This window comes from Pseudomonas sp. BCA17 (genome assembly GCF_004519405.1).
Lineage (GTDB): Bacteria > Pseudomonadota > Gammaproteobacteria > Pseudomonadales > Pseudomonadaceae > Aquipseudomonas.
Map to the genome: position 1 here is coordinate 1 of NZ_SGWI01000004.1, position 25,461 is coordinate 25,461.

Here is a 25,461-nt window from a genome sequence, read left to right on the forward strand (position 1 = left end):
TTTCGACCGAGAAGATCGAACCGTTAATAGAGCCAAACAACCTTGCCCTACCAACTCCTTCGGGGCTTCGATGAACTGAAGCCGTTCGCTGCCTAATTCTGCGTAACTTCTTGTTTACCAAGGAGTTTTCAGTTTCGACTGCGCCGGAAGTGGGGCGAATTATAGACAGATATAATTCGCCGTCAACACTTAATTTAACTTAACTATAAAACAGCTCGAACGCCCATTCCGTTCTATAGAGAGCCAGGCAAATTTGAGCAATATATTGCCCAACAGCAAACAGTTAAGCATCATAGCGCCTTCTGCCTATCTACCAAGACCTCGGACAAACACCCAATGACCACCTCACACCGCAGCCTGGCCTCGGCATTGTTTCCTGTCGGCCTGCTGTTGATCGCCATGGCCTCCATTCAGTCCGGTGCATCGTTGGCAAAAAGCATGTTCCCTATCGTCGGCGCGCAAGGCACAACCACCCTGCGTCTGATTTTCGCCAGTGTGATCATGCTGCTTCTATTACGCCCATGGCGTGCCAAGCTGACGGCCAAGTCTCTGCGTACTGTCATCATTTACGGGATGGCATTGGGCGGCATGAACTTCCTCTTCTATATGTCCTTGCGCACCGTCCCCCTGGGCATTGCAGTGGCCCTCGAATTTACGGGTCCGCTCGCTGTAGCTATCTACGCATCTCGCCGAGCGGTGGACTTTCTATGGATCGGCCTCGCGATCACCGGCCTTCTACTATTGATCCCAACGAGTGAGGCCAGCAGCGGCATCGACCTGACCGGTGCAGCCTATGCACTGGGCGCCGGTATCTGCTGGGCGCTGTACATTTTGTTTGGCCAGAAGGCGGGTAACGATAACGGCGTCCAAACCGCAGCCCTTGGTGTAATGATTGCCGCACTGTTCGTTGCGCCGATCGGTATTGTCCACGCAGGCACCGCGCTACTGACACCGGCGTTGATTCCTGTCGCCCTCGGCGTCGCAATCCTATCCACCGCCTTGCCTTATACCTTGGAAATGGTCGCGCTCACGCGCCTTCCCGCCCGCACCTTCGGTACCCTGATGAGCATCGAACCCGCTTTCGGTGCACTTTCCGGCCTGTTCTTCCTGCATGAGCACTTGTCCCTGGCGCAATGGCTTGCCATCAGTTGCATCATCCTGGCTTCCGTAGGCGCCACGTTGACGATGCGCAACGACTCCAAACCGTTGGTGCCGGCCGATTGATCCGCTCAAAAGGTAGCTCTGGTATTTACCGTTCATTTAGGCCATGTTTAGCCGGCAAACAAATGTCATCTATGGAGAATTTCGACAAGGACAGCCTGAACGCTACAATCGAGAGCGAGTAAAGCCTGCATCGAGCCTTTTTCGAAGCGGCTATAAGGATAGGAATGAAACGAATTTTGATACTGTTAGTGATCGTCGGCATAGCTGGCTGTGCTGCGACCACCAAGACAGAAGTGAAACGGGGCAAAAAAGGGCTGCATATCAACTGTTCCGGCCTGTCCTCCTCCTGGGACCAGTGCTACACCAGTGCATCCAATTCATGCGGCGCCAAGGGCTATCGGATCATTGCCAAATCCGGTGACAACTCCGAAGAGCCGGGGGATTATCCCTTCGGAATCAACCCGGCCGGCTATACCAGCCGTAGCATGATTGTGATCTGCAAGTAACGCCCCGAGCAGTCCCACGTCGACTGCTCTTATTAAATTCCTGTCACGACCCTGCCCCTTCGCACGCTGCGTCTAAACTCCTGCTCGCCCCCTTGAGCCAACGGAGTTCTCATGACGCACAACAAGAAAATCGTATTGGTAGTAGGCGCCGGCGACGCCACTGGCGGCGCCATTGCCAAACGCTTCGCCAAAGAAGGCTACGTGGCCTGCGTCACCCGTCGAAGCGCCGACAAACTACAGCCTCTGGTAGACAGCATCCGCTCCACGGGCGGTGAAGCCCACGGCTTTGCCTGCGATGCGCGCAAGGAAGAAGACGTTATCGCACTGGTCGAACAGATCGAAACCGAGCTGGGGCCTATCGAAGCGTTCGTCTTCAACATCGGCGCCAACGTGCCTTGCAGTATCCTGGAAGAAACCGCGCGCAAGTACTTCAAGATCTGGGAGATGGCGTGCTTCTCCGGCTTCCTGAATGCCCGCGAAGTGGCCAAGCGCATGGTGACCCGCAACCGCGGCACGATCCTGTTCACCGGAGCTACCGCCGGTTTGCGCGGAGGCGCCGGGTTTGCCGCATTCGCCGGCGCCAAGCACGGCATCCGGGCGCTCGCGCAGAGTATGGCGCGTGAACTGGGCCCCAGGAATATCCATGTTGCCCACGTCGTAGTAGATGGTGCTATCGACACTGACTTCATTCGCGAGAATTTCCCACAGAAGTACGCGCTTAAAGATCAGGACGGCATCCTCAACCCTGAGCACATCGCCGACAATTATTGGTACCTGCACAGCCAACCAAGGGATGCCTGGACGTTCGAACTGGACCTGCGCCCCTGGAATGAACCCTGGTAAGCACGCCCCATAACTACAAACAGCGAGCCTCGACCATGAGTAAAACCCTGGAGTTCTTCTTTGACCTCGGCAGCCCCGCCACCTACCTGGCCTACACCCAACTGCCCGCGCTGTGCACCGACACCGCTACGCAACTGGTGTATCAACCGATGCTGCTGGGTGCTGTGTTCAAAGCCACGGGCAACGCGTCGCCGATTACCGTCCCCGCCAAAGGTCGCTATATGCTTGATGACCTGGCCCGATACGCCAAGCGCTACAACGTGCCGCTTAAGTTCAACCCGCACTTCCCGATCAACACCCTGGTATTGATGCGCGCAATTACCGGCATACAAATGCGCCACCCCCAACACTTTCAGACCTTTATTGACTGCCTGTTCCGTGCTCTGTGGGTGGAAGGCCAGCACTTGGGCGATCCCGCCGTCGTAGCGCGGGTACTCACCGAACACGGTTTTGATGCAGAGGAGGTGCTGGCCCTGGCCAACGATGAGGAAGTTAAAGCTGCCCTCAAGAACAAAACCGAACAGGCCATTCAGCGCGGCGTGTTCGGTGCGCCCAGCATGTTTGTAGGCAACCAGTTGTTCTTCGGTCAGGACCGTCTGGAATTTGTACGCGAAGCCCTCAGCTAGAACTCAACCGCCAGCCTCGGGGCGAGGCGTTGGTCGACTGCATCGCCGACGCTTTACCCAGCCCCGCGAACCGCAGCCGCTCAAATAGCGGCTGTACGTACCCGTAGCCACTCCAACGCGGCACCACTGAGCAGTGGGCTCAAGCGCTCACGCACTTCAGCGTGATAGGCGTTGAACCATTCACGCTCGTCCGCCGTCAGCAACGACGGTTCCAGGCAACGGGTGTCGATCGGGCATAAGGTCAGGGTTTCAAACTTGAGGAACTCACCAAACTCAGTCTTGCCCGCTTCACGGTTCAACACCAGATTCTCGATGCGCACGCCCCAACGACCTGGTCGATAAGTACCCGGCTCGATCGAAGTAATCATGCCCGGCTGCATAGCCGTTTGCGGTGCAGTGGCGGCTTGGTAGGCGATCACTTGCGGGCCTTCATGCACATTCAGGAAATACCCTACGCCGTGCCCCGTGCCGTGACCGTAGTCCACACCCTCGGCCCAGATCGGCGCACGCGCGATCGCATCCAGCAATGGCGACAGAATGCCCTTGGGAAAGTGCGCCCGCGACAAGGCGATCACGCCCTTGAGCACGCGCGTGCAATCACGCTTCTGCTCATCGCTCGGCGTGCCGATCGGGACCATTCGCGTGATGTCCGTGGTGCCGCCCAGGTACTGGCCGCCCGAATCGATCAGCAGCAGGCCATCACCTTCAATGACTGCATGCTCCTCTTCGGTCGCATGGTAATGGGGCATGGCGCCATTGCCATTGAATGCAGCGATGGTGTTAAAGCTGAGCGACACATAATCCGGACGGCGGGTGCGCGCAGCCGTCAGGTGTTCATCAATGGTCAACTCGGTAATACGTTCGCGACCCAGTGCGCTATCGAGCCAGGCGAAGAATTCGCACAGTGCAGCGCCGTCCTGCTCCATGGCTCGGCGGATATGCTCCGCGTCGGCCAGGCTCTTGCGAGACTTGGCCAAGGTGGTCGGGTTCAGACCCTCCACCAGCTTGACGCCAGCATCGAGGTTTTCCAGCAAACCGGCGGTCACGCGCGCCGGATCAATGAGCAGGCTTGCCCCCGACGGCACGGCACGCAGCGCTTGCGACACTTCGCTGTAGTCGCGCAGCGTCACGCCATCCTGCGCCAGTACCGCACGCAGCTCGTCATCGACCTTGTCCAGCGCAACAAACAATGTGGCCTGCACTTGGTTGATCAAGGCAAAAGACACAAATACCGGGTTAAACGACACATCGCCGCCGCGCAGGTTGAATAACCAAGCGATGTCATCCAGGGTGGCGATGAAATGCCAATCGGCACCCTTTTCCTTCAAGCTGGCGCGAAGCGCCGCGAGTTTTTCGCCACGGCTGACGGTGGCTTGCGGCGGCAAGTGGGGGTAGAGCGGCTGGTTCGGCAGCGCTGGGCGGTCTTTCCAGACTTCATTCAGAAGGTCTATATCCGTGCGCAAGCGCGCGCCCCGCTCTGCCAGCTTTGCGCTCAACGTCCGCGCCGAGGCCACGGCCATAACCGCGCCATCCACCGCCACCACACCGCCTTCCGGGGTCTGCTCGGCGAGCCATTCCAATGGGCCGGGTTGGCCTGGCTGCAACTTCACCAGTTCAATGCCACTGCCCTTGAGCTCCTTGGTCGCCTGTTCCCAATACCGGCTATCGGCCCAGACACCGGCAAAATCCGCCGTGACAATCAATGTTCCCACCGAACCATGGAAGCCGGACAGCCATTGGCGCCCCTGCCAGTAACCCGGCAAGTATTCGGACAAGTGCGGGTCAGCCGACGGCACCAGCAAAGCATGAATGCCCTCGCGGCTCATCAGTTCACGGGTATGCGCCAGGCGCTGGGGAACCGTTCCATGGGTCAAAGGCTGCGTACTCATTGTGTCTCCTGCTAACCACTAATAATTGTTATGTGAATCAAACCGCCCAAAACGCGGGTGCGCTGGCAAGGGCTGCCTTAATCAGTTGCACGGCCGCGTCGATATCCTGCTCGGTGGTGAACCGCCCCAGGCTCAAGCGAATCGTGCGACCGGCGCTGCGAGCGTCATGGCCCAGCGCCAGGAGCACGTGAGAGGGCGCATTGCTTGCCGAATTGCATGCCGAGGTTGCCGAAAATGCGATGCCCGCACTCAATGCACCTGGGTTGAACTCCCCTTCAGTGAAGGTAAGGCTGAGTGTATGGGGAATGCGCTGTGTCGGGCTGCCATTGAGGCGCACGCCTGCAACAGATGCCAATTGGTCGAGCAGACGCTGACGCAACGCGACGATCAGGTTTTTTTCTTCAACAAAGGACTGCGCAGCCAACGCGAACGCCGCCCCCATCCCCGCAATCTGGTGAGTCGCCAGCGTGCCGGAGCGCAAGCCACCCTCGTGGCCACCGCCGTGAATCTGCGCCAACACTTTCTGCTGCGCACGCGGGCCGACATACAACGCGCCGATACCTTTAGGGCCGTAGAGTTTGTGCGCGGAAAACGACATCAGGTCCACCGGCCAATCAGCCAGGTCAATGGCGACCTTACCGGCGCCCTGCGCCGCATCCACATGCAACAGCGCGCCATGTTCACGGACGCGCGCGCCGATGGCTGGAATGTCGTTCATGGTGCCCAGTTCATTGTTTACCAGCATCAGCGACACCAGAAAGGTGTCCTCGCGTAGCGCTTCACTCACTGCATCGGCGCTGATCAAGCCCTCTGCATCCGGCACCAGGTAGGTCACGGCCACCCCGGCTTCCTGCAACTGCCGCGCGGTGTCCAGCGTAGCCTTGTGCTCGATCTGGCTGGTAATGATATGCCCACCCGCCACGCCGCGCGCCTGGGCCACGCCCTTGATCGCGAGGTTGTTGGATTCGGTGGCACCGGAGGTCCAGACGATCTGCTCAGGGCTGGCACCGACCAAATCAGCCACTTGGCCACGCGCCAGTTCAACCGTTCGCCGGGCCGCCTGGCCGAACGCATGGGAACTGGACGCCGGATTGCCGAAATTGGCATGGAAACCCAGACACTCGACCATCACCTGGATAACCCGCTCATCCACCGGCGTGGTAGCGGCGTAGTCGAAATACAACGGACGTTTATTCATGACGTTAAAGACTCGCAGAGCGTGTTCCCGAGAACAACGTCTCAGGGGCATCGATGGGAACAGAGGTCGTCAGGTTTAACCGATCGAATGCCATTGAAGAAGGATCACTGTAGGCAAATGTGCGTAGGAACGCTCCTGAAATCCAGCTTAACAGGCTGAAGTGACGTCATGGCAAACAAAAAGCCCGAGGTTCCTTGTGGGAAACCTCGGGCTTTTTGCCACTGGGCGCGGGCTCAACTGGGACGACCATGCAGGGTCACGGCGCGCTCGGCATTCATTTCGCCCTGGCGGTCAAAGCCGAAGGGCTTCTGTGGTTGGCCAGTCAAAGCGGCACGCTGCTGTTGATATTCATCAAACGACAGGCCGCGACGGCTCAGTGCTTCCAAGGCCAACTCCTTGCTCTCCTCGGCAGTGTACGGGCGCAGCTCAGGCGAAGGATGAGTCGCACAACCGGCGAGCACGGAGCTGACAACCAATAAGCAAACAGCGAGTAAACGGTTCATGGCGGAGGTCCTGGGAAGAGGTTTCAAGTCGATGAACACAGGCTACTCCCGCCCTTGCACGGTTAAAAATCATCGCCCGTGATAGTCGCTATCAGCCATTCAGACACCTTCGATAGCATGCGTAGATTATTCAATATAGCTATATAAATATGGAAATACGTTCGTTTACGGAATAACAAACACCCTCTATAAATGACTGCACAGCGTCACCAAACTGTTCGCCAGGCAACTGTTGCCCAGGCAACAGCCATTCAACAAAACATCAGGCACACAACAGTTTCGTTTTCAGCAGCGTGGCCGCAGCCCTTGCTCCTCAAGGCTTGCAGCCGTTGGTACAGCTCTTGCTCAAACCATCGCACTGCCCCGAACCTCGTTGAAAAAGGAACTTGCTCATGACCCGTCCCCTGAATGTCGTCGCCCTGTCCGGTGGAACCTGGCGTCCGTCCCGTACCCTGGTGCTGACACGAGCCCTGCTGGACGAACTCGCCACTTTGCTGCCGATCCAGACCACCCTGATTGAACTGGGCGACATTGCCCGACCGTTAGGCGGTGCGCTGTCGCGTGATGAATTGCCGGCCGAGGTCGAATCCCAACTGTTGGCCATCGAACAGGCCGACCTGCTGATCGTCGCCGCGCCGGTCTATCGCGGCTCCTATCCGGGATTGCTCAAGCACCTGTTCGATCTGGTCGGCCTCAATGCGCTGATCAACACGCCCATCCTGCTCGCCGCCACTGGCGGCAGTGAACGTCACGCACTGGTCCTCGATCACCAACTACGCCCGTTGTTCAGCTTCTTCCAGGCGTTGACTCTGCCGATTGGCGTGTACGCCACCGAAGCAGACTTCACCGACTACCACATCACCAGCGAGCCGTTGAAAGATCGCATCCGCCTTGCCGCAGAACGCGCAGCGCCTTTGTTCGCCGCCCACGCTCCTTCTCTGCTGAAAATCGCCTAAGGAGTGGTCATGGACGTTTTCTGGTTTCTACCGACCCACGGCGACGGCCACTACCTGGGCACCACCCAGGGTGCTCGCCCCGTCACGCTCAACTATCTGAAGCAAGTCGCCCAGGCCGCCGACAGCCTGGGTTACCACGGCGTGCTGATTCCTACCGGGCGCTCGTGTGAAGACTCCTGGGTCATTGCCTCGGCGCTGGTGCCACTGACCGAGCGCTTGCGTTATCTGGTGGCGATTCGCCCGGGCATCATCTCGCCCACGGTCTCCGCGCGCATGGCAGCCACCCTGGATCGCCTATCCAATGGCCGCCTGCTGATCAACGTGGTCACCGGCGGCGATCCTGATGAGAACCGAGGCGATGGCAGCTTCCTCAATCACAGCGAACGCTATGAAGTCTCCGACGAATTCCTCAGAATCTGGCGCCGCGTGTTGCAGGGCGAATCGGTAGATTTTGAAGGCAAGCACCTGCGCGTGCAAAACGCCAAGGCCCTTTACCCACCGGTGCAGAAGCCTTATCCGCCGCTGTACTTCGGCGGCTCATCCGACGCCGCCCACGACCTGGCGGCCGAGCAAGTGGACGTTTACCTGACCTGGGGCGAGCCGCCTGCCGCCGTCGCGGAAAAACTCGCGGATGTGCGGGAACGTGCCGCCCGTCATGGCCGTACCCTGAAGTTCGGTATTCGTCTGCACGTGATCGTGCGTGAAACCGAAGAAGACGCCTGGAAGGCCGCCGACAAACTGATCGAACACATCAGCGACGAGACCATCGCCGCCGCGCAAAAATCCTTCTCGCGCTTTGACTCCGAAGGCCAGCGCCGCATGGCTGCCTTGCATGGCGGACGCCGCGACAACCTGGAAATCGCCCCCAACCTGTGGGCCGGCGTCGGCCTGGTACGCGGCGGCGCCGGGACCGCATTAGTGGGCAACCCCCAGCAAGTGGCCGAGCGCATCAAGGAATACGCCGACCTGGGGATCGACAGTTTCATCTTCTCTGGCTATCCGCATCTGGAAGAGGCTTATCGCTTTGCCGAATTGGTATTCCCGTTGCTGCCGCAACCTTATGCCAGCCTCGCCGGGCGCGGCGTCACCAACCTCACGGGGCCGTTTGGCGAAATGATTGCCAACGATGTATTGCCCGCCAAAGCCTGAAGACGATGCGTTCGACTTTGCGCCTCATTGCAGAAAAATTGAGGAATACCGTGTGACAGCCAAACCCCACAGCGTCCTGCCCTCCCCCTTGCAGACCGCCAAGTTGCTGGCCGCCGAATTCGCCCTCACCGCTGTCGAGCGAGACGAACGCGGCGGCACGCCCAAAACCGAACGTGATGCCTTGCGTCAGAGCGGCTTGCTCGCAGTGAGCATTCCCACCCAATACGGCGGCCTCGGCGCACGCTGGAGTGAAACCCTGGGGATCGTGCGCGAATTCGCCAAGGTCGACAGTTCCATCGCCCATGTCTTCGGCTTTCACCATTTAATGCTCGCCACCGTGCGCCTGTTTGCCCGCCCAGACCAATGGCAACCCTGGTTCGAACAGACCGCGCGCAAAAGCTGGTTCTGGGGTAATGCCCTCAATCCTCTGGACACTCGCACGGTGGTCAAGGATTTCGGCGGCTGGCGAGAATTCTCCGGTAAGAAAAGCTTCTGCTCCGGCGCCAGCGATTCCGAAATGCTGATTGCCTCGGCGGTGGATGAAAGCGCCGGGGGCAAGCTGCTGATTGCCGCCATCCCCAGCGGGCGCAGCGGCATCACGCTGCATAATGACTGGAACAATATCGGCCAGCGCCAGACCGACAGCGGCAGCGCCAGCTTCGAGCGGGTGCGCGTCGAGGAGTCGGAGCTGCTGCTCGACCCCGGGCCGCTGAGCACACCGTTCGCCTGCCTGCGCCCGCTGATCGCCCAGTTGACCTTCACCTATATGTTCCTTGGCATTGCCGAAGGCGCCTTTGAAGAAGCACGTCATTACACCCTCACCGAAACCCGGTCGTGGCACAAATCCACAGCCGACGACGTGCGCCAGGATCCTTACGTACTGCATCACTACGGCGATTTCTGGGTGGCGCTGGAAGGTGTACGCCTGCTGGTGGAGCGCGCCGGCGAGTTGCTCGACCAGGCCTGGGCCAAAGGCCCCAGTCTGAGCGAACACGAGCGCGGCCAATTGGCCATTGCGATTGCCACCGCCAAGGTCGCCACCACTCGCCAGGGCCTGGATTTGTGCAGCCGCCTGTTCGAAGTCACCGGCGCGCGGTCGACCCACGCCTCGCTACGCCTGGACCGCCACTGGCGCAACCTGCGCACCCAGACCCTGCACGACCCGGTGGACTACAAACTCCATGAACTGGGGGACTGGGCATTGAACCAGTCCCTGCCGATTCCGACGTTCTACTCCTGAGAGAGGTGCCCATGCAGCTTTTAACCCTACCGCCCTCGCCCGCCCTCGCGACCTCGATCCGCGCCACGGCCCAGGTCTTCGAAGACCCCAAATCCCAGGCGCTGCTCGACCACATCCAGCAAGTCGCCCCCAGTGAAGCCAGCGTGTTGATTATCGGCGAGACCGGCACCGGTAAAGAGCTGGTGGCGCGGCATATCCATAACCTCAGCGCACGGCGCAACCGGCCGTTCGTGGCGGTGAACTGCGGGGCGTTCTCCGAATCCCTGGTGGAAGCCGAACTGTTCGGCCACGAAAAAGGCGCGTTTACCGGCGCTCTCAGCGCCAAGGCCGGCTGGTTCGAGGAGGCCGACGGCGGCACCTTGTTCCTAGATGAAATCGGCGATTTGCCGATGGCGATCCAGGTCAAGCTGTTGCGCGTCCTGCAAGAGCGCGAAGTCGTACGCCTGGGCTCGCGCAAGAGTATTCCGATTGACGTGCGCGTACTCGCCGCGACCAATGTGCAATTGGAAAAAGCCATAAATGCCGGGCATTTCCGCGAAGACCTCTATTATCGCCTCGACGTGGTCAGCCTGGAACTCAGCCCGTTGCGCGAGCGCCCCGGAGATATCCTTCCGCTGACCCGACATTTCATCGAAGCCTACAGCCAGCGCCTGGGCTACGGCCCGATCACCATCAGCCGCGAGGCCGAGTACAAGCTCAAGAGCTACAGTTGGCCGGGCAATATCCGTGAACTGGAGAACGTGATTCATCACACACTGCTGATATGCCGTAACGGCGTGATCGAGCGTGACGATTTGCGCCTGTCGAACATGCGCATCGAGCGCCAGGACGACAGCCAGCATGCCACCGACAACAGCGCCAACGCGCTGCTGGAACGCGCTTTCCAAAAACTCTTCGAGGAGCAGGCCGGCGCGCTGCATGAGAAAGTCGAAGACGCTCTGCTGCGCGCCGCCTACCGTTTCAGCCATTACAACCAAGTACACACCGCGAACTTGCTGGGCCTGAGCCGCAACGTCACGCGCACACGCCTGATCAAGATCGGCGAACTGGCGGTGAACAAGCGCCGCCCGGGGGAAAATGTACAGGGCGAGCGGATGCTGCACCTATCCATTTAAACGGCAATGCAAGGCGTCGTCGTGGCTACGCTCGAAGCTGCGCAACACCTGGAACGAACCGAAGGTCACCGCCGTGGCCTGATGGGCGCGGATCAATGTCCAGAAATCCTCTTCGCCGTGCTCAAAACACTTGAACGCCGCCTCGCCGTCTTCCCGCGAGCGCCACTGCAGGTAATTGAGCACTCGCCGCCCATCGTCACTGACTTGCACACTCGCATTGATAAAGCCGCCATGGCGCTGGGCCAGGCGCTCGCTCTGAGTGGACAAGGCCGCCACCAGGGCGAGTTGTTGCCGGGGTTCGATCTGAAATTCGATCAATTGAGTGAAGCTGCGATTCTTCTCTGATACCTGCATGAACACTCCCCTTTCTCTGTAGGCAGAATCTTGCGATTAGATGTCCCGCAGGGTAAAACCTCTAGTTAGGTCAAGGTCAAGCGCGAATTCGGAGATTGTCATGCTCAACAAAGAACTCACCGTCGGCCAGTTGGCCGCCCGCAGCGGCGTGGCCGTCACGGCCTTGCACTTCTACGAGACCAAGGGGCTGATCACGAGCAATCGCAATGCCGGCAACCAACGGCGTTACCCAAGGGATGTGTTGCGGCGTGTGGTGGTAATCAAGATCGCCCAACGCCTGGGCATTCCGCTGGCGACGATTGGCGAAGCGCTGCAAACCTTACCCAACGGGCGTACGCCCACCGCCGAGGATTGGGAACGTTTGTCGGCGTTGTGGCGGGAGGACCTGGATGAGCGCATCAACAAACTGATGCTGCTGCGGGACAAACTCAGTGGCTGTATTGGCTGCGGGTGTTTGTCGCTGCAGGCGTGCCCGCTGCGCAATCAGGACGACAAGCTCGGTGAGTGCGGCCCGGGCGCTCAATTGCTGGAGCCCACGCCCTGAGCCTTAGAGAGTGGACGCGGGGCGTGGAGGTCGGCAATTCCACGCCAATCGGCCGTTCACCCTTGCCTGGCCGACATCTCGTCGGTTGACCGCAGGCCACGGTTGGCGTGGCCTATAGTGAAACAGCCGTACCTCCCTGAACCACCACCTGAGGAGAACGAGATGAGCGTTAAACCTATTCCTGAGGGTTTTCATACCCTCACCCCCTACCTGGGCGTCGAAAAAGCCGCCGAAGCCATTGAGTTCTACAAGAAAGCATTCAACGCCACTCAAGTCATGCGTCTGGATATGCCCGATGGCAGGGTTGGCCATGCTGAACTACGCATTGGCGACTCGCCGATTATGCTCGGCTCGCCGTGCGATGAAAGTCCCTTCGGTAGCCCGCGTGACGGCTACACCAGCGTCGGCCTGCATTTATATGTGAACAATGTCGACGCGCAGTACAAACAAGCCATCGCCGCCGGCGGTATTGCAGTCTCCGAACCCAAGGACCAGTTTTATGGCGACCGCAGCGGCACGCTGAAAGACCCGTTCGGTCATATCTGGTTTCTGGCCACGCACAAAGAAGACCTCACCGAAGCGCAAATCCGCCAACGCGCCGAAGAACTGTTCAAGCAAAGCTGAGCCCGCAGGAGCGAGCTTGCTCGCTCCTGAATCACACTTCATGAACACCCCCTCCACGTTTTCCTCCTTGCCCCGGGCGCGGTGTGATTCCAGGATGCAGGCAATCATCACAAGGAGTCACTCCATGTTCGCCGGATTCCAAAAAGACCAGCGCCACGTCAACGGCGTCAACATCAGTTACCGCAAAGGCGGTAGCGGTCCCGGCCTGCTCCTGCTGCACGGGCACCCGCAAACCCATGTGATCTGGCACAAAGTCGCCGAACAGCTGGCCGCGCATTTCACCGTGGTGGCCGCCGACCTGCGCGGTTATGGCGACAGCAGCAAGCCGCCCGCCAACGAAGGGCACACCCACTATTCAAAACGGGAAATGGCCCGGGACGGCGTTGAGCTGATGCAGGCGTTGGGCTTCGACACCTTCTCGGTGCTGGCCCATGATCGTGGCGCCCGTGTCGCCCATCGCCTGGCGCTGGACCATCCCCAGGCAGTGCAGCGCATGGTGCTGCTGGACATCGCACCCACCCTGTCGATGTACGCACAAACCGATGAAGCCTTCGCCCGCGCCTACTGGCACTGGTTCTTCCTGATCCGCCCGGCGCCACTGCCGGAAGCGCTGATCGTGAGCAATCCCGAGCTGTACCTGCGCAGCGTGATGGGCAGCCGCAGCGCCGGGCTCAAGCCATTCACCGATGAAGCCTTCGCTGAATACCTGCGCTGCCTGAAGCTGCCCGGCAGCGCCACCGGCATTTGCGAAGACTACCGCGCCGCCGCCGGTATCGACCTTGAGCATGACCAGGCCGACATCGACGCCGGCAACCACCTGAACCTGCCATTGCTGGTGATGTGGGGCGCCGAAGGCACTGTCGGACGTTGTTTCGAGCCGCTCAAGGAATGGCGCAAAGTCGCTACCGATGTACGCGGCAAGGCTCTGCCGGCCGGCCATTACATCGCCGAAGAAGCGCCTGAATTATTGCTGGGCGAAGTCCTGACCTTCCTTCGCTGAAGCCCTGATCCCCCCCCCACGCAGGCGCGCCAACGCCTGCGACGGGGTCTGCTTGCCCAAAAAAGACCGCGAGATAATAACAATGACAATCAGAAAACTGCTGGGAACCCTGTATGTGCAGGTGCTCATCGCCATCGCGCTGGGCGTGTTGATCGGCCATGTATGGCCACAGATCGGTATCGACCTCAAGCCGTTGGGCGACGGGTTTATCAAGCTGATCAAAATGATCATCGGCCCGATCATCTTCTGCACCGTGGTCAGCGGCATCACCAGCATGCACGACGTGAAGCAGGTGGGCCGGGTCGGTGGCAAGGCGTTGCTGTACTTCGAGATCGTCTCCACCATCGCCCTGCTGATCGGTATTCTGGCCGCACACCTGTTGCACCCGGGCGCGGGCTTCAACATTGATGTAAAGACCCTCGACAGCTCGGCTATCGCAGGGTTTGTCGGCCAGGCCGAACATGGCGAAGGCATCACCGGGTTTCTGCTGAACGTGGTCCCCACGACGTTCTTCGACGCATTCTCCAAGGGGGAAATCCTGCCCGTGCTGTTCGTCTCCGTGCTGTTCGGCATTGGCCTGGTGATGGTCGGCGAAAAGGGACGGCCACTGGTCGGCGTGATCAATCAGGCCAGCGAAGTATTTTTCCGCATCGTGGGCATCATCAGCCGCGTAGCGCCCATCGGTGCCTTCGGCGCCATTGCCTTCACCATCGGCAAATACGGCGTGGGTTCGCTGCTGCCGCTGCTCAAGCTGGTGGGCACTTTCTATGTCACCGCGTTTTTCTTTGTCACCGTGGTGCTGGGCAGTATTGCCCGCTACGCCGGGTTCAGCATTTTCAAACTGCTGGGCTATATCAAGTCGGAGTTGTTGATCGTGCTCGGCACCAGCTCTTCGGAGTCGGCGCTGCCGCAATTGATCCAGAAGCTCGAAAGCCTGGGCGCGTCCAAGGGTGTGGTGGGTATCGTGGTGCCGACCGGCTACACCTTCAACCTGGACGGTACCAACATCTATATGACCTTGGCGGTGCTGTTCCTGGCGCAGGCCACCAACATCCACCTGCCGCTGGAACAACAGCTGACCCTGCTCGCGGTCGCCATGCTGACGTCCAAGGGCGCCGGCGCGGTGGTCGGCGCGGGCTTTGTGGCGCTGGCGGCAAGCCTGGCGGTGGTACCGACCGTGCCAGTGGCGGCGATGGTGCTGATTCTCGGTGTCGACCGCTTCATGGCCGAATGCCGTTCGCTGACCAATATCATCGGCAACGCAGTCGCCGCCCTGGTGGTGGCTGCCTGGGAGGGTGAGCTGGATCGCGACAAGATGGCGCCGATTGCCCTCAAGCATGGCCGCCATGCCCGGGCTACAGCACGGGCGAAAATCGCCGCCGAGTAAGCGGTGCTATTCTGGCGGCTCATGCCGCCAGGTCTGTTTTTTGATGACTCATAAGAAAGATACCGTGCCCCTACCCGAAGACCTGCGGGTGTTCCTGACCGTCATCCGCAAGGCCGGCTTCGCCGCTGCCGCCGATGAGCTTGGGCTGTCGCCGGCGTATGTCAGCAAACGCATCCAGATCCTCGAAACCACCCTGGCCACCCGCCTGCTGCACCGCACCAGCCGCCGCATCGCCCTGACCGAAGACGGCGAGCGGGTACAGCGCTGGGCCGTACGCATCCTCGAAGATTTCCAGCAATTGTCCGATGAGCTGTCCGACGCCCACGGCAGCCCCCGCGGCCATCTGCATCTGTGCAGCAGCTTCGGCTTTGGCCGCAACCATGTGGCCCCCGCCCTGTCGTTGCTGGCCGAGCAGTACCCGGACCTGGAAGTCCGCCTGGACGTATTCGACCGCGTGGTGGATATCGTCAGCGAAGGTTTCGACCTGGAGATTCGTGTCGGCGATGACATTCCCGGCCAACACATCGGCCGGCGGCTGGTAAGCAATCGCCGCGTACTCTGCGCCGCGCCCGCCTACCTGGAACGCCGAGGCACGCCGCAACACTTGAGTGACCTGGAGCAACACGACTGCCTGGTCCTCAAGGAGCGCGACAACCCGTTCGGTATCTGGAGCCTGGAGCGCGACGGCAGCCATGAAAGCGTGCGCGTACGCGGGCCGTTGTCCTCCAACAGTGGCGAAATCGTGTTGCAGTGGGCATTGGATGGGCGCGGGGTGCTGCTGCGCTCGATGTGGGATGTGAAACCGTTGCTGGAACAAGGCAAGCTGGTGCACGTGCTGCACGGCTACACCCAGAGCGCCAACGTGTGGGCGGTGTACCCGACACGGTTGGCTTACTCCGGAAAGTTGAGGGCGTGTGTAGAGTTTTTAGAGGAGCACTTCAAGGATCTTTCGATCTAAATACGCCGTGTGCCCCCACCAAACAATGTGGCAGCTCAGTTGAGCCAGGGGTTGGCCGCGAGGTGTCGGCGTTCGAAAGCCTTGATCTCATCACTGCGCTGCAACGTACTGCCGATTGCATCCAGCCCCAGCAACAACGCCGTCTTGCGCAGGCTGTCGATCTGGAACGGGATCACCTGGCCGCCGGCCAAGCCGATCTCTTGGGTTTCAAGGTTGACGCTGATCTGCGCCTGATCGGGATGGCTGACGATTTGCCCGAGTTTCTGTAACACCGCAGCTTCCAGGGTAATCAGCAATACCCCGTTGCGCTGGCAGTTGTCATAGAAAATCCCGGCAAAGCTGCTGCCGATGAGCGCACGAATGCCCATCTGCTTCAGGCCCCACACGGCGTGCTCACGGCTGGAGCCGCAGCCGAAATTCGGCCCCACGACCATGAAGCGTGCGCCCTGCCAGGCCGGTTGGTTGAGCACAAACTCAGGGTTGGGTTCGCCGGACGCCAGAAAGCGCAAATCGAAAAACAGCCCTCGGTCCAGGCCGCTGCGGTCGATGCCCTTGAGAAACTGCTTGGGCATGATCACATCGGTGTCGATATTTGCCGCCAGCATGGGCGCTGCCTTGCCGGTGATCAGGGTGAACGGTTGCAGGCTCATAGACTATCTCCAAAGTGACGTATATCGGTGAGGCGGCCGGTGACGGCGGCGGCGGCGACCATCGCCGGGCTCATCAGGTGGGTGCGTGCGCCGGCCCCCTGGCGGCCTTCGAAATTGCGGTTGGTGCTGGAGGCGCAGCGGTCGCCGGGGGCCAGCACGTCGTCGTTCATGGCCAGGCACATCGAGCAGCCCGACTGACGCCATTCGAAACCTGCCGCGATAAAAATCGCCGCCAGCCCTTCGGCTTCGGCCTGGTCGCGTACTTCAGTGGAGCCCGGCACAATCATCGCCCGCACGTGCTCGGCCACGTGTTTGCCACGCACCACGCGGGCCGCGTCGCGCAGGTCTTCAATACGGGCGTTGGTGCAGGAACCGATAAACGCATGGCTGATCACGATATCGCTCAACGGCATGCCGGCCTGCAGGCCCATGTAGCTGAGGGCACGGCGCATGTCCTGGCGCAAGATCGGGTCGCTGATGTCTTGCGGGTCGGGCACGCGGGCGCCGATGGGCGCGGCCTGGTCGGGGCTGGTGCCCCAGGTGACCATGGGTTCCAGCGTGCCGGCATCCAACTGCACTTCCTGATCGAACACGGCGTCGGCGTCCGAATACAGCTGGCGCCAGCTCACCAGCGCCTGTTCCCACAATTCGCCCTTGGGTGCGCGGGGTTTGTCTTTGAGGTAGGCGAAGACTTTTTCGTCCGGCGCCATGAATGCGCCGCGTGCGCCCGCCTCCACGGCCATGTTGCAGATAGTCATGCGCGCTTCGACGCTTAATGCATCGAGGGTGGAACCGCAAAACTCAATGGCGTAACCGCTGGCGCCGGAGGCGCCGATCTTGCCGATCAACGCCATGATCACATCCTTGGACGTCAGGCCCGCGCCCAACGTACCGTCGACGGTCACCCGCATGCTTTTCAGGCGTTTGTAGACCAGCGTCTGCGAGGCCAGCAGGTGCTCGATTTCAGAGGTGCCGATACCAAAGCCGAACGCGCCCAGCGCTCCGTAGGTGGTGGTATGGCTGTCACCGGCGGCAATCACCATGCCCGGCAGGATAAAGCCCTGCTCCGGCGCGATAACGTGTTCGATGCCCTGGCGCTTATCGAGAATGTCCAGCAACTCGATGCCGAAGTCCCGGCAATTTTGCGCCAGGTAAGACACTTGCCGCGCACCGCCCGCATCCGGCATCGCCGCAATGCGCTTGGGCGTGGTGGGGTTGACGTGGTCGACCACCGCCAGCGCCGTGCCCGGGCGCCACACGGTGCGCCCGGCCTCGCGCAGACCGCTGAACGCCTGGGGGCTGGTGTATTCGTTGATCACTTGACGGTCGATATACAGCAGGACATGGCCCTGATCATCCAGGGCACACACCGTATGGGCGTCGATGTGTTTGTCGTAGAGGGTTCTGGCAGTCATTTTTCTCAAGGCTCACTCAACGGTATACGCCCATCCTACGCAGCGCCCGGGCCCCATCAATGGCAACCGGGTGATGGCTGGGAACATGTTTCGTGTTCAATCCGCGCTTGAATACGCAGGAAATTCGAACCAGAAACATTTTCTTTCATTTCCCGCTTAGGGATTTCCCATTCTCATCCGTCTTAACTTAGATACAGCCCGTCGCGTCAGCAAAAGCTACGACCGGCCTTTTCCGGGCCTCCTTTGCCCCTCCGTTCAAGACCCGCATTCACATGTCGAAGAAGTCACGCTCAAAACTCTGGTTTCTCGTACACAGCTGGCTGGCATTGCCCATCTGGTTCTTTGTGCTGATCGTCTGCGTCACCGGCACCCTGGCGGTGGTCAGCCAGGAGATCGTATGGCTGGCCAACCCGGATATCCGCGCGAGCAAACCGTCGGATGACGCCCAACTGCTGAACTTCGACCAGGTGATCGCCGCGATCAAACAGGCCGAACCCCGGGTTATCGTGCAGTCGATCATCCGCCCGGATGAATCGCACTTCGCCCTGAGCGTCGGCCTCACCTACCCCGACGGGCGCTCGGTGGAGGCCTACGTCAACCCATATTCCGGGGCAATCCAGGGCCTCAGTCCGTCATTCGACTTCAAGCAATTCACCCGCGCCCTGCATGGCTGGTGGCTGGTGCCGTTCACCAACGGCTACAGCTGGGGCTGGTACCTGGTGTCGCTGCTCGGCCTGCCGCTGCTGGCCTCACTGGTCACCGGGCTGGTGGTGTACAAGCGTTTCTGGAAGGGTTTTCTCAAACCGACCCTGCGCATCCGCCACGGCGCGCGGATCTTCTGGGGCGACTTCCACCGCCTGAGCGGGATCTGGTCGATCTGGTTCATTGCGGTCATTTCCATCACCGGCACCTGGTTCCTGATCCAGGCGATCCTGGCTGACAACCAGATTTCCATCTCCAGCGAACCTATCGTGCCAGTGATTGCCCGCGAGAAAGTGCCGCTGTCGGCCCCCGGCGTGCCGGCGCCCATGATCACTCTGGACGACGCCATCAGGATTGCCGGCGAGCGTATCCCGGGGCTGGACGCCACCTTTGTGTTCCTGCCCAGCAATGCCTACAGCCACCTGCAGATCGGCGGGCGCGGCTGGTACCCCTTGATGTTCCAGACCGCACAGTTGAATCCCTATAACGGTGACATCGGCGTCTCGCACCAGTTGTCCGACCGCACCGCGCTGGAGTTCGTCACCGAATCCATGCGCCCGCTGCATACCGGCGACTTCGGCGGCCTGTGGATCAAACTGATCTGGGCGTTCTTCGGCCTGGTGCTGAGCATGATGGTGTTGAGCGGCCTGCTGATCTGGACCAAACGCACGGCCCTGGCCACCCTCAATGCCCTCAGGCGCGAGGCCAAGGCCCCGCGACGATCGGCGCCCATTCGAGCGTTGCAGGCTGAAACCACGGAGGGCAACTGATGAGCAAGACCGTCCCAGCCGCACCGCCTTCGCCACTGCGGGCCCTTTGGCTGAAATGGCGCTTCCATATCAACATTCTGCTGATCCTCGTGCCGCTGGGGTTCATGCCCCGCTACTTTTCCGAAGCGGCCCTGTTTCGCGGAGACGCCGGTATCGGCGAGCGAGTGGCCGCAGACGTGCAGGTCGGCCCCTGGAGCCTGACCCTCGCCGAATTTCGCAACGAAGGCCCGCGACCGGACCCGGCCGGCCCGATGAAACTGTTCAACGCCGCCCTGTGCGCCACGTGCATCGAGCAGGTCAAGGCCACCTACCTGCGCATCGGCAAACCGCGCAGCCTGCGCGCCGCCGGGGTGATCTTCTTCGGCACGCCCTACCGCATGGGCGCGCTGTTGCCGGTGCCGGAACGCACGCCGCCCGACGCCGAACTGTGGATCACCATGGAAGGCTGGGACGGCAGCATGCACCAGGGTTCCATCCCGCTGAGCCAGGCCTCGCCTGCCACCATTGCCTGGCTGAACAAGCAAGGAGTCAAACCATGATTTTGAAGCGCCTATCCCACGCAGTGCTGGTGCTCTGCGCCGGTTTCAGTAGCGTGGCCCTGGCCCACAACCCGATGTGCGAATGCAAGGAAATCCCCGGCGAGCAGATCCAGTGCACGGGTGGTTTTTCTGACGGCAGCGGCGCCCCGGGCGTGACCCTGGACGTGATCGGCTACGACGAAACCATCCTGCTGCCCGGCAAGCTTGGCCAGGACTCGACCCTGACCTTCAAGAAGCCCTCCGCCGAGTTCTACGTGCTGTTTGACGCCGGCCCCGGTCACGTCGTGGAAATCGACCAAGCGGACATCCAGCCACAATGAGTACCACACAGGTTGTACGCCCCGCCGGGGCCGGCCACGAAACCCTTTACGTGTTGCTGCTGTGCCTGATCATCCTCGCAGTGGCCGGCACGGTGGTGTCCCTGCATGGCGAAACCCAGGAGATTGCCGCAGTGCCCAGCCACCAGTTGGATGCCCGTCGCGACCTGAGCGCCGCCGAACAAGGCATCTACGCCGACCTGCGGGTGACCCTCGATGAAATCCAACTGCTGCAGCAAGAGCAGAACGCCCTGCCGACGCCCGAACACCTGGCCGAAGAAGGTTTTGCGCCATTTGCCCAGGACGCCAGCTCGGTCAGCCGCGGCGGTCATCGCTGGCAATTGCTTGAGCCGGCAGCCTATCTGGGCTTGAGCCAGGTGCCCGGCACCAGTGGTTCATTGTTGATGCGTGTGCACGGCGCCGAGCCGGATGTGTGGATCAACCGTCAAGCCAATCTTGCCGCCCCTACCGACCTGACCGACCCGGCCCTGATTGCCGCCGGTTGGCGGCAGGTAGTCACGCAATTCGATGCCGGCGTGACCCGCCAGCACCGTCACTGAACGAGAAGACCGATTACCCATGTCTATTTCATCGCCCCTGTTGCGCCTGTTGCTGGTTGGCCTGTTGAGCCTGATGCTTGCTCCATTGGCCAACGCCGAGGCAGCCAAACGTCTGCGCGTCGGCATCACCCTGCACCCTTATTACAGCTACGTGGCCAATATCGTCGGCGACAAGGCCGACGTAGTGCCGTTGATCCCGGCCGGTTTCAACCCCCACGCCTACGAGCCGCGCGCCGAAGACATCAAGCGAATCGGCACCCTGGACGTGATCGTACTCAACGGCGTCGGCCATGACGATTTCGCCGATCGCATGATCGCCACCAGCGAGCGCCCCGACATCCCGGTGATCGAAGCCAACGCCAACGTACCGTTGCTGGCCGCCACCGGTAACGCGGCACGTGGCGCCGGCAAGGTGGTCAACCCGCACACTTTCCTGTCGATCAGCGCGTCGATTGCCCAGGTCAACAACATCGCCCGCGAGCTGGGCAAACTCGACCCGGACAACGCCAAGACCTACACCCAGAACGCCCGTGCCTACGGCAAACGCCTGCGCCAGATGCGTGCAGACGCGCTGGCCAAGCTGACCAGCGCGCCCAACCCGGACCTGCGCGTGGCTACGGTGCACGCGGCCTACGACTACCTGTTGCGCGAATTCGGCCTGGAAGTCACCGCCGTGGTCGAACCGGCGCACGGCATCGAGCCCAGCCCCAGCCAGTTGAAAAAAACCATCGACGAACTGCGCGCCCTGGATGTGAAGGTGATCTTCTCGGAGATGGATTTCCCGTCCACCTACGTCGAGACCATCCAGAGGGAATCCGGGGTGAAGCTGTACCCGCTGTCGCACATTTCCTACGGTGAATACACACCTGAAAAGTACGAAGTGGAGATGACCGGCAACCTCAACACCGTGGTGCGGGCGATCCAGGAGTCCGGGGCATGACGGCGGCGGAGCAATTGAAGGTGGCCAGCATCGGCCCGACCCTCGATTTCGACAAGGTGTCGTTGACCCTGGGCCGCACCACGATTCTTGACGGTGTGAGCTTCCAGGTGCAGCCAGGCAGCATTCATGCGTTGGTCGGCCCGAACGGCGGTGGCAAGAGTTCGCTGATCAAGACCCTGCTGGGGCAAACCCCGCACCAGGGCCAATTGCGCCTGCACTGGCCGACCACGCCCGGCACCGTCGGCTATGTGCCCCAAGCCCTGGAGTTCGACCGGGGCTTGCCGATGACCGTCGATGACTTCATGGCCGCCATGTGTCAGCGGCGTCCGGCGTTTCTCGGCCTGTCCCGGCATTATGCCGGCGCGATAGGCGAAGCTCTGCAACGGGTGGGCATGCAGGACAAACGCAAACGGCGCATGGGCGCACTCTCCGGCGGTGAGCGCCAACGTGTGCTGCTGGCCCAAGGGCTGATCCCGGCGCCGCAATTGCTGGTGCTGGATGAACCGATGTCGGCGCTTGATGAAGCGGGTATCCAGGTATTCGAACGCCTGCTCAATGACTGGCGCCTGGCCGGTATCACGGTGTTGTGGATCGAACATGACCTTGAAGCCGTGGGCCGCCTGGCCGACCGCGTCACTGGCCTGAACCGGCGTGTGCTGTTCGACGCCTCGCCCAAAGAAGCGCTGACCCCGGATCGCCTGCTGACCCTGTTCTCCACTCACCCTCGGAGCGCGGCGCAATGAGTTATGAAGCTTTTCGCTTGATGGTCCAGGGCTGGGCCTCTTCCGGGTATCTGCCGGAAGCGCTGGCCTACGGTTTCGTGGTCAACGCCTTGCTTGCCGGTTTGTTGATAGGCCCGGTGTTGGGCGGCCTGGGCACGCTGGTGGTGGTCAAACGCTTTGCATTTTTCTCCGAAGCCGTCGGCCACGCCGCCCTGACGGGTGTGGCCGTGGGCATCCTGTTGGGCGAGCCCTACACCGGGCCCTACGGTGCGCTGTTCGGCTACTGCCTGTTGTTCGGCATCCTGCTCAACTACCTGCGCAACCGCACCGGCCTGGCGCCGGATACCCTGATCGGGGTGTTCCTCTCGGTGTCGCTGGCGTTGGGGGCGAGCTTGCTGCTGATCCTGGCGGGCAAGATCAACGTGCACATTCTTGAAAACGTATTGTTCGGTTCAGTGCTGACCGTCAATGGCAATGATTTGCTGGTGCTGGCAGTGGTCGGCGCACTGGTCATGGCCCTGGCGTTGCCGTTGTACAACCGCATGATGCTGGCCAGCTTCAACCCTCAGCTGGCAGCGGTACGCGGGGTGGCGGTGAAGACCCTGGATTACCTGTTCGTGATCCTGGTGACACTGATCACCGTGGCGGCGGTCAAGGTCATCGGCGCGATTCTGGTGGGTGCGCTGTTGGTGATTCCGGCCGCAGCGGCGCGCCTGCTGAGCCAGTCGCTCAAAGGGTTCTTCTGGGTCTCCGTGGCGATCGCCACGGTGAGCACGCTGTGCGGCATCCTGTTGCCGATCATCTTCGACCTGCCCATCCCATCCGGTGCCGCGATCATTTTGACGGCCGGCACCGCCTTTGCCTTTGCCGCCGTCGCGCGCGGCACTGTGCCCAGCCTCAAAGGGAATCTTGGATAATGCACCCTGCCTTTCGTCCACTGGCCTTGGCCATCGCGTGTTTGATCAGCACCTCGGTATCGGCAGCCGTCGATGGCGTCGAGCCCAGGCACGTCAAAGTCAACCAGGGCCTCGGCCAGGCCGCCCAGACCCAGGCCCAGAAGCCGGTCAAGGTCCTGGCTTCACTGCCGATTACCTACGGTTTGGCCGACGTGCTGCTCAAAGGCTCCGATGTGCAGCTCGAGCGCGCCGCGCCGGCCAACCTGCCCGGCTCGCGGCAAGTGTCGTATTTCACCGGCCGCGGCGCACAGGCGTTGAACGCCCTGGCCCAGGACGCCGACGCCGCCATCGGCCTGCGCTCACTGTGGGCAGATGATCCGCTCTATCCCGTGGCGCGACGCAGCAACATCCGCATCGTCGAAATCGACGCCGCACGTCCGGTGGACGGCGGTTTGCCAGGTATCGCCGTACAGCCTGGCGCCACCGATGGCCTGAACAGCCAGCCGTGGCAGTCGAGTAACAACATGGGGCGCATGGCTGATGTGATGGCCGCCGACCTGAGCCGTCTGGCACCTGCCGCCAAGCCGAAAATCGACGCCAACCTCGCCGCCCTCAAGCAGCGCCTGCTCAAGCTCACCGCCGACAGCGAGGCAAGATTGGCCAAGGCGGACAACTTGAGCGTGTTCAGCCTGAGCGATCACTTCGGATATCTGGTCAGCAGCCTGAACCTGGAAGCACTCGGCACCGATGCACGGCCTGATACAGAGTGGACGCCCGAAGCCTTGCAGCAATTAAGTGCCAGCTTGAAGGACGGCGATGTGGCTGTCGTGCTGCATCACCGCCAGCCCAGTGACGCAGTGAAAGCAGCAGTGATGGCAGGGGGTGCGCAGCTGCTGGTATTGAACGTTGATGGCACAGACCCGGTGGCGGAGTTGGAAACCAATGTGGATCAGGTGATCAAGACGCTGACCCCATGACATCCACCCCCACGTGAATCGCATCGTGCCGCCAGAACTCCAGGTCGCAGTCGATCAACCGCTGATGCTGGTCATAGTTGACCCGGGCAATCCGCAGGCCCGGGCTGCCCACCGATACGCGCAACGCGGCGGCGGCTTCCACCGGCAACGAGGTGGGTACGATCTCGAAGCGCACGCGGCCGTAATGCAGGTCGTACTTGCGCGCGTACAGCTCGGTCATTGACTGGTTCAGGTCACACGCCAGGATCCCAGGGAAGTACTGCGGGTTCAGGTAGTGCTCCACATACAGCACCAAACGCCCATCAATGCGTCTACCCCGGCAGATCTGGATCACGCTGGACAGCGCCGGCAACTGCAACCACGCACACACGGCTGCCGAGGCCGGTTGCAAGCGGGCAGAAATCACTTCGGTGGACGCCACCCGCCCCTGGTCGCCAACCATCGCGTGAAAGTGGCTGCGCTGCATCAGGTTGTAGGCCAGCCTCGGCGGCGAGACAAACCAGCCACGGCGCTCCTCACGATAGATCTGCCCCTGGGCTTCCAGCTGTAACAAGGCTTCCCGCACGGTAATGCGGGTGGTACCAAACAACTCGCTGAGCTTGCGCTCGGCGGGCAATTTACTCGCGGGCGCCAACAAGCCATGGTCGATCTGCTCTTGCAGCGCCAGGCCGATGGATGTCACCGCCTTGATTGCCTCATCACGCATCAACGTTACCTATCTGGACTAGACCAGCACCGTTCAGGTGCACAAACCGTGCTGTATTTGGGCTTCCACTGTTGCCTGTCAGCGTAGGCACTGCAGATGACCGGCAGATGACAGCCCGCGCCCACCCCTGGTCCATACCCTGCAATACATCGGCCAAGTCCAAGGCCAGCGGGCACTTGAGCATGGTCTACGCTGAGTCTGAAGTGAGCGA

The 25,461-nt window shown here is 61.1% G+C and carries 28 protein-coding genes; 21 read left to right on the forward strand and 7 right to left on the reverse strand.

The window, feature by feature from the left end:
• Nucleotides 1-336 precede the first annotated feature (336 nt).
• The 4 genes from rhtA to EXW71_RS16050 all read left to right on the forward strand — a co-directional run bounded on the left by rhtA (nucleotide 337) and on the right by EXW71_RS16050 (nucleotide 3,139).
• Entirely contained in the window at nucleotides 337-1,224 is an 888-nt protein-coding gene (gene rhtA, locus EXW71_RS16035; protein WP_134660016.1) for a threonine/homoserine exporter RhtA, read from the forward strand.
• Between the two features lie 164 nt (nucleotides 1,225-1,388).
• Nucleotides 1,389-1,670 carry a hypothetical protein gene (locus EXW71_RS16040; protein ID WP_123714386.1) on the forward strand — a complete coding sequence of 94 codons (282 nt, stop codon included), beginning with the start codon at nucleotides 1,389-1,391 and terminating at the stop codon, nucleotides 1,668-1,670.
• Between the two features lie 111 nt (nucleotides 1,671-1,781).
• Entirely contained in the window at nucleotides 1,782-2,513 is a 732-nt protein-coding gene (locus EXW71_RS16045) for an SDR family oxidoreductase (protein ID WP_134660015.1), read from the forward strand.
• Nucleotides 2,514-2,548: 35 nt separating this feature from the next.
• Nucleotides 2,549-3,139: a 2-hydroxychromene-2-carboxylate isomerase gene (locus EXW71_RS16050; RefSeq protein ID WP_134660014.1), complete on the forward strand. Its 591-nt coding sequence runs from the start codon at nucleotides 2,549-2,551 to the stop codon at nucleotides 3,137-3,139.
• An 80-nt stretch (nucleotides 3,140-3,219) separates the two neighbouring features.
• On the opposite strand, the gene EXW71_RS16055 is transcribed toward EXW71_RS16050, so the two are convergent.
• From EXW71_RS16055 to EXW71_RS16065, 3 genes are all read right to left on the reverse strand, one after another.
• Entirely contained in the window at nucleotides 3,220-5,028 is a 1,809-nt protein-coding gene (locus EXW71_RS16055) for an aminopeptidase P family protein (protein ID WP_134660013.1), read from the reverse strand.
• 37 nt (nucleotides 5,029-5,065) lie between these two features.
• Nucleotides 5,066-6,226, reverse strand: coding sequence for a cysteine desulfurase family protein (locus tag EXW71_RS16060; RefSeq protein ID WP_134660012.1), 1,161 nt, complete (start codon nucleotides 6,224-6,226; stop codon nucleotides 5,066-5,068).
• A gap of 233 nt (nucleotides 6,227-6,459) precedes the next feature.
• Nucleotides 6,460-6,729 (reverse strand): hypothetical protein, encoded by a 270-nt coding sequence (locus EXW71_RS16065; RefSeq protein ID WP_123714381.1) that lies wholly within the window; start codon nucleotides 6,727-6,729, stop codon nucleotides 6,460-6,462.
• A 392-nt stretch (nucleotides 6,730-7,121) separates the two neighbouring features.
• On the opposite strand from EXW71_RS16065, the gene msuE reads away from it, so the two are divergent.
• Genes msuE through EXW71_RS16085 form a run of 4 tightly spaced genes read left to right on the forward strand, consistent with a single transcriptional unit; the run spans nucleotide 7,122 to nucleotide 11,189 of the window.
• Nucleotides 7,122-7,685, forward strand: coding sequence for an FMN reductase (gene msuE, locus EXW71_RS16070; RefSeq protein WP_134660011.1), 564 nt, complete (start codon nucleotides 7,122-7,124; stop codon nucleotides 7,683-7,685).
• Nucleotides 7,686-7,694: 9 nt separating this feature from the next.
• Nucleotides 7,695-8,834, forward strand: a complete 1,140-nt coding sequence (gene ssuD, locus EXW71_RS16075) for an FMNH2-dependent alkanesulfonate monooxygenase (RefSeq protein ID WP_134660010.1) — start codon at nucleotides 7,695-7,697, stop codon at nucleotides 8,832-8,834.
• 52 nt (nucleotides 8,835-8,886) lie between these two features.
• The gene (locus EXW71_RS16080; RefSeq protein ID WP_134660009.1) at nucleotides 8,887-10,074 is read left to right on the forward strand and encodes an acyl-CoA dehydrogenase family protein; all 1,188 of its coding nucleotides are present in this window, start codon (nucleotides 8,887-8,889) and stop codon (nucleotides 10,072-10,074) included.
• An 11-nt stretch (nucleotides 10,075-10,085) separates the two neighbouring features.
• Nucleotides 10,086-11,189 (forward strand): sigma-54-dependent Fis family transcriptional regulator, encoded by a 1,104-nt coding sequence (locus tag EXW71_RS16085; protein WP_134660008.1) that lies wholly within the window; start codon nucleotides 10,086-10,088, stop codon nucleotides 11,187-11,189.
• Here the strand turns inward: EXW71_RS16085 and EXW71_RS16090 are convergent.
• Complete coding sequence (locus EXW71_RS16090) at nucleotides 11,178-11,543, reverse strand: antibiotic biosynthesis monooxygenase (RefSeq protein WP_123714377.1); 366 nt, start codon at nucleotides 11,541-11,543, stop codon at nucleotides 11,178-11,180. The genes EXW71_RS16085 and EXW71_RS16090 overlap by 12 nt on opposite strands.
• A gap of 100 nt (nucleotides 11,544-11,643) precedes the next feature.
• Between EXW71_RS16090 and soxR the strand changes: the two genes are divergently transcribed.
• From soxR to EXW71_RS16115, 5 genes are all read left to right on the forward strand, one after another.
• Nucleotides 11,644-12,087 (forward strand): redox-sensitive transcriptional activator SoxR, encoded by a 444-nt coding sequence (gene soxR, locus EXW71_RS16095; protein WP_134660007.1) that lies wholly within the window; start codon nucleotides 11,644-11,646, stop codon nucleotides 12,085-12,087.
• A gap of 162 nt (nucleotides 12,088-12,249) precedes the next feature.
• Entirely contained in the window at nucleotides 12,250-12,711 is a 462-nt protein-coding gene (locus EXW71_RS16100) for a VOC family protein (RefSeq protein ID WP_134660006.1), read from the forward strand.
• Nucleotides 12,712-12,835: 124 nt separating this feature from the next.
• Complete coding sequence (locus EXW71_RS16105; protein ID WP_134660005.1) at nucleotides 12,836-13,711, forward strand: alpha/beta fold hydrolase; 876 nt, start codon at nucleotides 12,836-12,838, stop codon at nucleotides 13,709-13,711.
• A gap of 82 nt (nucleotides 13,712-13,793) precedes the next feature.
• The gene (locus EXW71_RS16110) at nucleotides 13,794-15,098 is read left to right on the forward strand and encodes a dicarboxylate/amino acid:cation symporter (protein WP_134660004.1); all 1,305 of its coding nucleotides are present in this window, start codon (nucleotides 13,794-13,796) and stop codon (nucleotides 15,096-15,098) included.
• Between the two features lie 43 nt (nucleotides 15,099-15,141).
• On the forward strand, nucleotides 15,142-16,056 hold the full coding sequence (locus EXW71_RS16115) for a LysR substrate-binding domain-containing protein (protein WP_134660003.1): 915 nt from the start codon (nucleotides 15,142-15,144) through the stop codon (nucleotides 16,054-16,056).
• Nucleotides 16,057-16,091: 35 nt separating this feature from the next.
• Here the strand turns inward: EXW71_RS16115 and leuD are convergent, their stop codons facing one another.
• Nucleotides 16,092-16,706: a 3-isopropylmalate dehydratase small subunit gene (gene leuD / locus EXW71_RS16120; protein WP_134660002.1), complete on the reverse strand. Its 615-nt coding sequence runs from the start codon at nucleotides 16,704-16,706 to the stop codon at nucleotides 16,092-16,094.
• Nucleotides 16,703-18,121: a 3-isopropylmalate dehydratase large subunit gene (gene leuC / locus EXW71_RS16125; protein WP_134660001.1), complete on the reverse strand. Its 1,419-nt coding sequence runs from the start codon at nucleotides 18,119-18,121 to the stop codon at nucleotides 16,703-16,705. Before leuC ends, leuD begins: the two co-directional genes overlap by 4 nt.
• A gap of 272 nt (nucleotides 18,122-18,393) precedes the next feature.
• On the opposite strand from leuC, the gene EXW71_RS16130 reads away from it, so the two are divergent.
• The 8 genes from EXW71_RS16130 to EXW71_RS16165 are packed head-to-tail and all read left to right on the forward strand — an operon-like array spanning nucleotide 18,394 to nucleotide 24,544.
• The gene (locus tag EXW71_RS16130) at nucleotides 18,394-19,593 is read left to right on the forward strand and encodes a PepSY domain-containing protein (RefSeq protein WP_134660000.1); all 1,200 of its coding nucleotides are present in this window, start codon (nucleotides 18,394-18,396) and stop codon (nucleotides 19,591-19,593) included.
• The gene (locus tag EXW71_RS16135; protein WP_134659999.1) at nucleotides 19,593-20,132 is read left to right on the forward strand and encodes a thiamine pyrophosphate-binding protein; all 540 of its coding nucleotides are present in this window, start codon (nucleotides 19,593-19,595) and stop codon (nucleotides 20,130-20,132) included. The genes EXW71_RS16130 and EXW71_RS16135 overlap by 1 nt, the downstream gene beginning before the upstream one ends.
• A complete protein-coding gene (locus EXW71_RS16140) occupies nucleotides 20,129-20,452 on the forward strand; it encodes a hypothetical protein (RefSeq protein WP_123714368.1) in 324 nt (107 codons plus the stop codon). The genes EXW71_RS16135 and EXW71_RS16140 overlap by 4 nt, the downstream gene beginning before the upstream one ends.
• Nucleotides 20,449-21,009, forward strand: coding sequence for a DUF6162 family protein (locus EXW71_RS16145; RefSeq protein ID WP_134659998.1), 561 nt, complete (start codon nucleotides 20,449-20,451; stop codon nucleotides 21,007-21,009). The genes EXW71_RS16140 and EXW71_RS16145 overlap by 4 nt, the downstream gene beginning before the upstream one ends.
• A 19-nt stretch (nucleotides 21,010-21,028) precedes the next feature.
• Nucleotides 21,029-21,949: a metal ABC transporter substrate-binding protein gene (locus EXW71_RS16150; RefSeq protein WP_123714366.1), complete on the forward strand. Its 921-nt coding sequence runs from the start codon at nucleotides 21,029-21,031 to the stop codon at nucleotides 21,947-21,949.
• Nucleotides 21,946-22,692 carry a metal ABC transporter ATP-binding protein gene (locus tag EXW71_RS16155; RefSeq protein ID WP_134659997.1) on the forward strand — a complete coding sequence of 249 codons (747 nt, stop codon included), beginning with the start codon at nucleotides 21,946-21,948 and terminating at the stop codon, nucleotides 22,690-22,692. Before EXW71_RS16150 ends, EXW71_RS16155 begins: the two co-directional genes overlap by 4 nt.
• The gene (locus tag EXW71_RS16160; RefSeq protein ID WP_134659996.1) at nucleotides 22,689-23,588 is read left to right on the forward strand and encodes a metal ABC transporter permease; all 900 of its coding nucleotides are present in this window, start codon (nucleotides 22,689-22,691) and stop codon (nucleotides 23,586-23,588) included. Before EXW71_RS16155 ends, EXW71_RS16160 begins: the two co-directional genes overlap by 4 nt.
• The gene (locus EXW71_RS16165) at nucleotides 23,588-24,544 is read left to right on the forward strand and encodes a metal ABC transporter solute-binding protein, Zn/Mn family (RefSeq protein ID WP_134659995.1); all 957 of its coding nucleotides are present in this window, start codon (nucleotides 23,588-23,590) and stop codon (nucleotides 24,542-24,544) included. Before EXW71_RS16160 ends, EXW71_RS16165 begins: the two co-directional genes overlap by 1 nt.
• Here EXW71_RS16165 and EXW71_RS16170 read toward each other — a convergent pair.
• Nucleotides 24,525-25,250: a UTRA domain-containing protein gene (locus EXW71_RS16170; protein ID WP_123714362.1), complete on the reverse strand. Its 726-nt coding sequence runs from the start codon at nucleotides 25,248-25,250 to the stop codon at nucleotides 24,525-24,527. The genes EXW71_RS16165 and EXW71_RS16170 overlap by 20 nt on opposite strands.
• Nucleotides 25,251-25,461: the final 211 nt, after the last annotated feature.

Excerpts from the sequence above, each read along its gene's own strand:
- rhtA (WP_134660016.1), top strand. The coding sequence starts at position 337 with ATGACCACCTCACACCGCAGCCTGGCCTCGGCATTGTTTCCTGTCGGC.
- EXW71_RS16040 (WP_123714386.1), top strand. The coding sequence starts at position 1,389 with ATGAAACGAATTTTGATACTGTTAGTGATCGTCGGCATAGCTGGCTGT.
- EXW71_RS16045 (WP_134660015.1), top strand. The coding sequence starts at position 1,782 with ATGACGCACAACAAGAAAATCGTATTGGTAGTAGGCGCCGGCGACGCC.
- EXW71_RS16050 (WP_134660014.1), top strand. The coding sequence starts at position 2,549 with ATGAGTAAAACCCTGGAGTTCTTCTTTGACCTCGGCAGCCCCGCCACC.
- EXW71_RS16055 (WP_134660013.1), bottom strand. The coding sequence starts at position 5,028 with ATGAGTACGCAGCCTTTGACCCATGGAACGGTTCCCCAGCGCCTGGCG.
- EXW71_RS16060 (WP_134660012.1), bottom strand. The coding sequence starts at position 6,226 with ATGAATAAACGTCCGTTGTATTTCGACTACGCCGCTACCACGCCGGTG.
- EXW71_RS16065 (WP_123714381.1), bottom strand. The coding sequence starts at position 6,729 with ATGAACCGTTTACTCGCTGTTTGCTTATTGGTTGTCAGCTCCGTGCTC.
- msuE (WP_134660011.1), top strand. The coding sequence starts at position 7,122 with ATGACCCGTCCCCTGAATGTCGTCGCCCTGTCCGGTGGAACCTGGCGT.
- ssuD (WP_134660010.1), top strand. The coding sequence starts at position 7,695 with ATGGACGTTTTCTGGTTTCTACCGACCCACGGCGACGGCCACTACCTG.
- EXW71_RS16085 (WP_134660008.1), top strand. The coding sequence starts at position 10,086 with ATGCAGCTTTTAACCCTACCGCCCTCGCCCGCCCTCGCGACCTCGATC.
- EXW71_RS16090 (WP_123714377.1), bottom strand. The coding sequence starts at position 11,543 with ATGCAGGTATCAGAGAAGAATCGCAGCTTCACTCAATTGATCGAATTT.
- soxR (WP_134660007.1), top strand. The coding sequence starts at position 11,644 with ATGCTCAACAAAGAACTCACCGTCGGCCAGTTGGCCGCCCGCAGCGGC.
- EXW71_RS16100 (WP_134660006.1), top strand. The coding sequence starts at position 12,250 with ATGAGCGTTAAACCTATTCCTGAGGGTTTTCATACCCTCACCCCCTAC.
- EXW71_RS16105 (WP_134660005.1), top strand. The coding sequence starts at position 12,836 with ATGTTCGCCGGATTCCAAAAAGACCAGCGCCACGTCAACGGCGTCAAC.
- EXW71_RS16110 (WP_134660004.1), top strand. The coding sequence starts at position 13,794 with ATGACAATCAGAAAACTGCTGGGAACCCTGTATGTGCAGGTGCTCATC.
- EXW71_RS16115 (WP_134660003.1), top strand. The coding sequence starts at position 15,142 with ATGACTCATAAGAAAGATACCGTGCCCCTACCCGAAGACCTGCGGGTG.
- leuD (WP_134660002.1), bottom strand. The coding sequence starts at position 16,706 with ATGAGCCTGCAACCGTTCACCCTGATCACCGGCAAGGCAGCGCCCATG.
- leuC (WP_134660001.1), bottom strand. The coding sequence starts at position 18,121 with ATGACTGCCAGAACCCTCTACGACAAACACATCGACGCCCATACGGTG.
- EXW71_RS16130 (WP_134660000.1), top strand. The coding sequence starts at position 18,394 with ATGTCGAAGAAGTCACGCTCAAAACTCTGGTTTCTCGTACACAGCTGG.
- EXW71_RS16135 (WP_134659999.1), top strand. The coding sequence starts at position 19,593 with ATGAGCAAGACCGTCCCAGCCGCACCGCCTTCGCCACTGCGGGCCCTT.
- EXW71_RS16140 (WP_123714368.1), top strand. The coding sequence starts at position 20,129 with ATGATTTTGAAGCGCCTATCCCACGCAGTGCTGGTGCTCTGCGCCGGT.
- EXW71_RS16145 (WP_134659998.1), top strand. The coding sequence starts at position 20,449 with ATGAGTACCACACAGGTTGTACGCCCCGCCGGGGCCGGCCACGAAACC.
- EXW71_RS16150 (WP_123714366.1), top strand. The coding sequence starts at position 21,029 with ATGTCTATTTCATCGCCCCTGTTGCGCCTGTTGCTGGTTGGCCTGTTG.
- EXW71_RS16155 (WP_134659997.1), top strand. The coding sequence starts at position 21,946 with ATGACGGCGGCGGAGCAATTGAAGGTGGCCAGCATCGGCCCGACCCTC.
- EXW71_RS16160 (WP_134659996.1), top strand. The coding sequence starts at position 22,689 with ATGAGTTATGAAGCTTTTCGCTTGATGGTCCAGGGCTGGGCCTCTTCC.
- EXW71_RS16165 (WP_134659995.1), top strand. The coding sequence starts at position 23,588 with ATGCACCCTGCCTTTCGTCCACTGGCCTTGGCCATCGCGTGTTTGATC.
- EXW71_RS16170 (WP_123714362.1), bottom strand. The coding sequence starts at position 25,250 with ATGCGTGATGAGGCAATCAAGGCGGTGACATCCATCGGCCTGGCGCTG.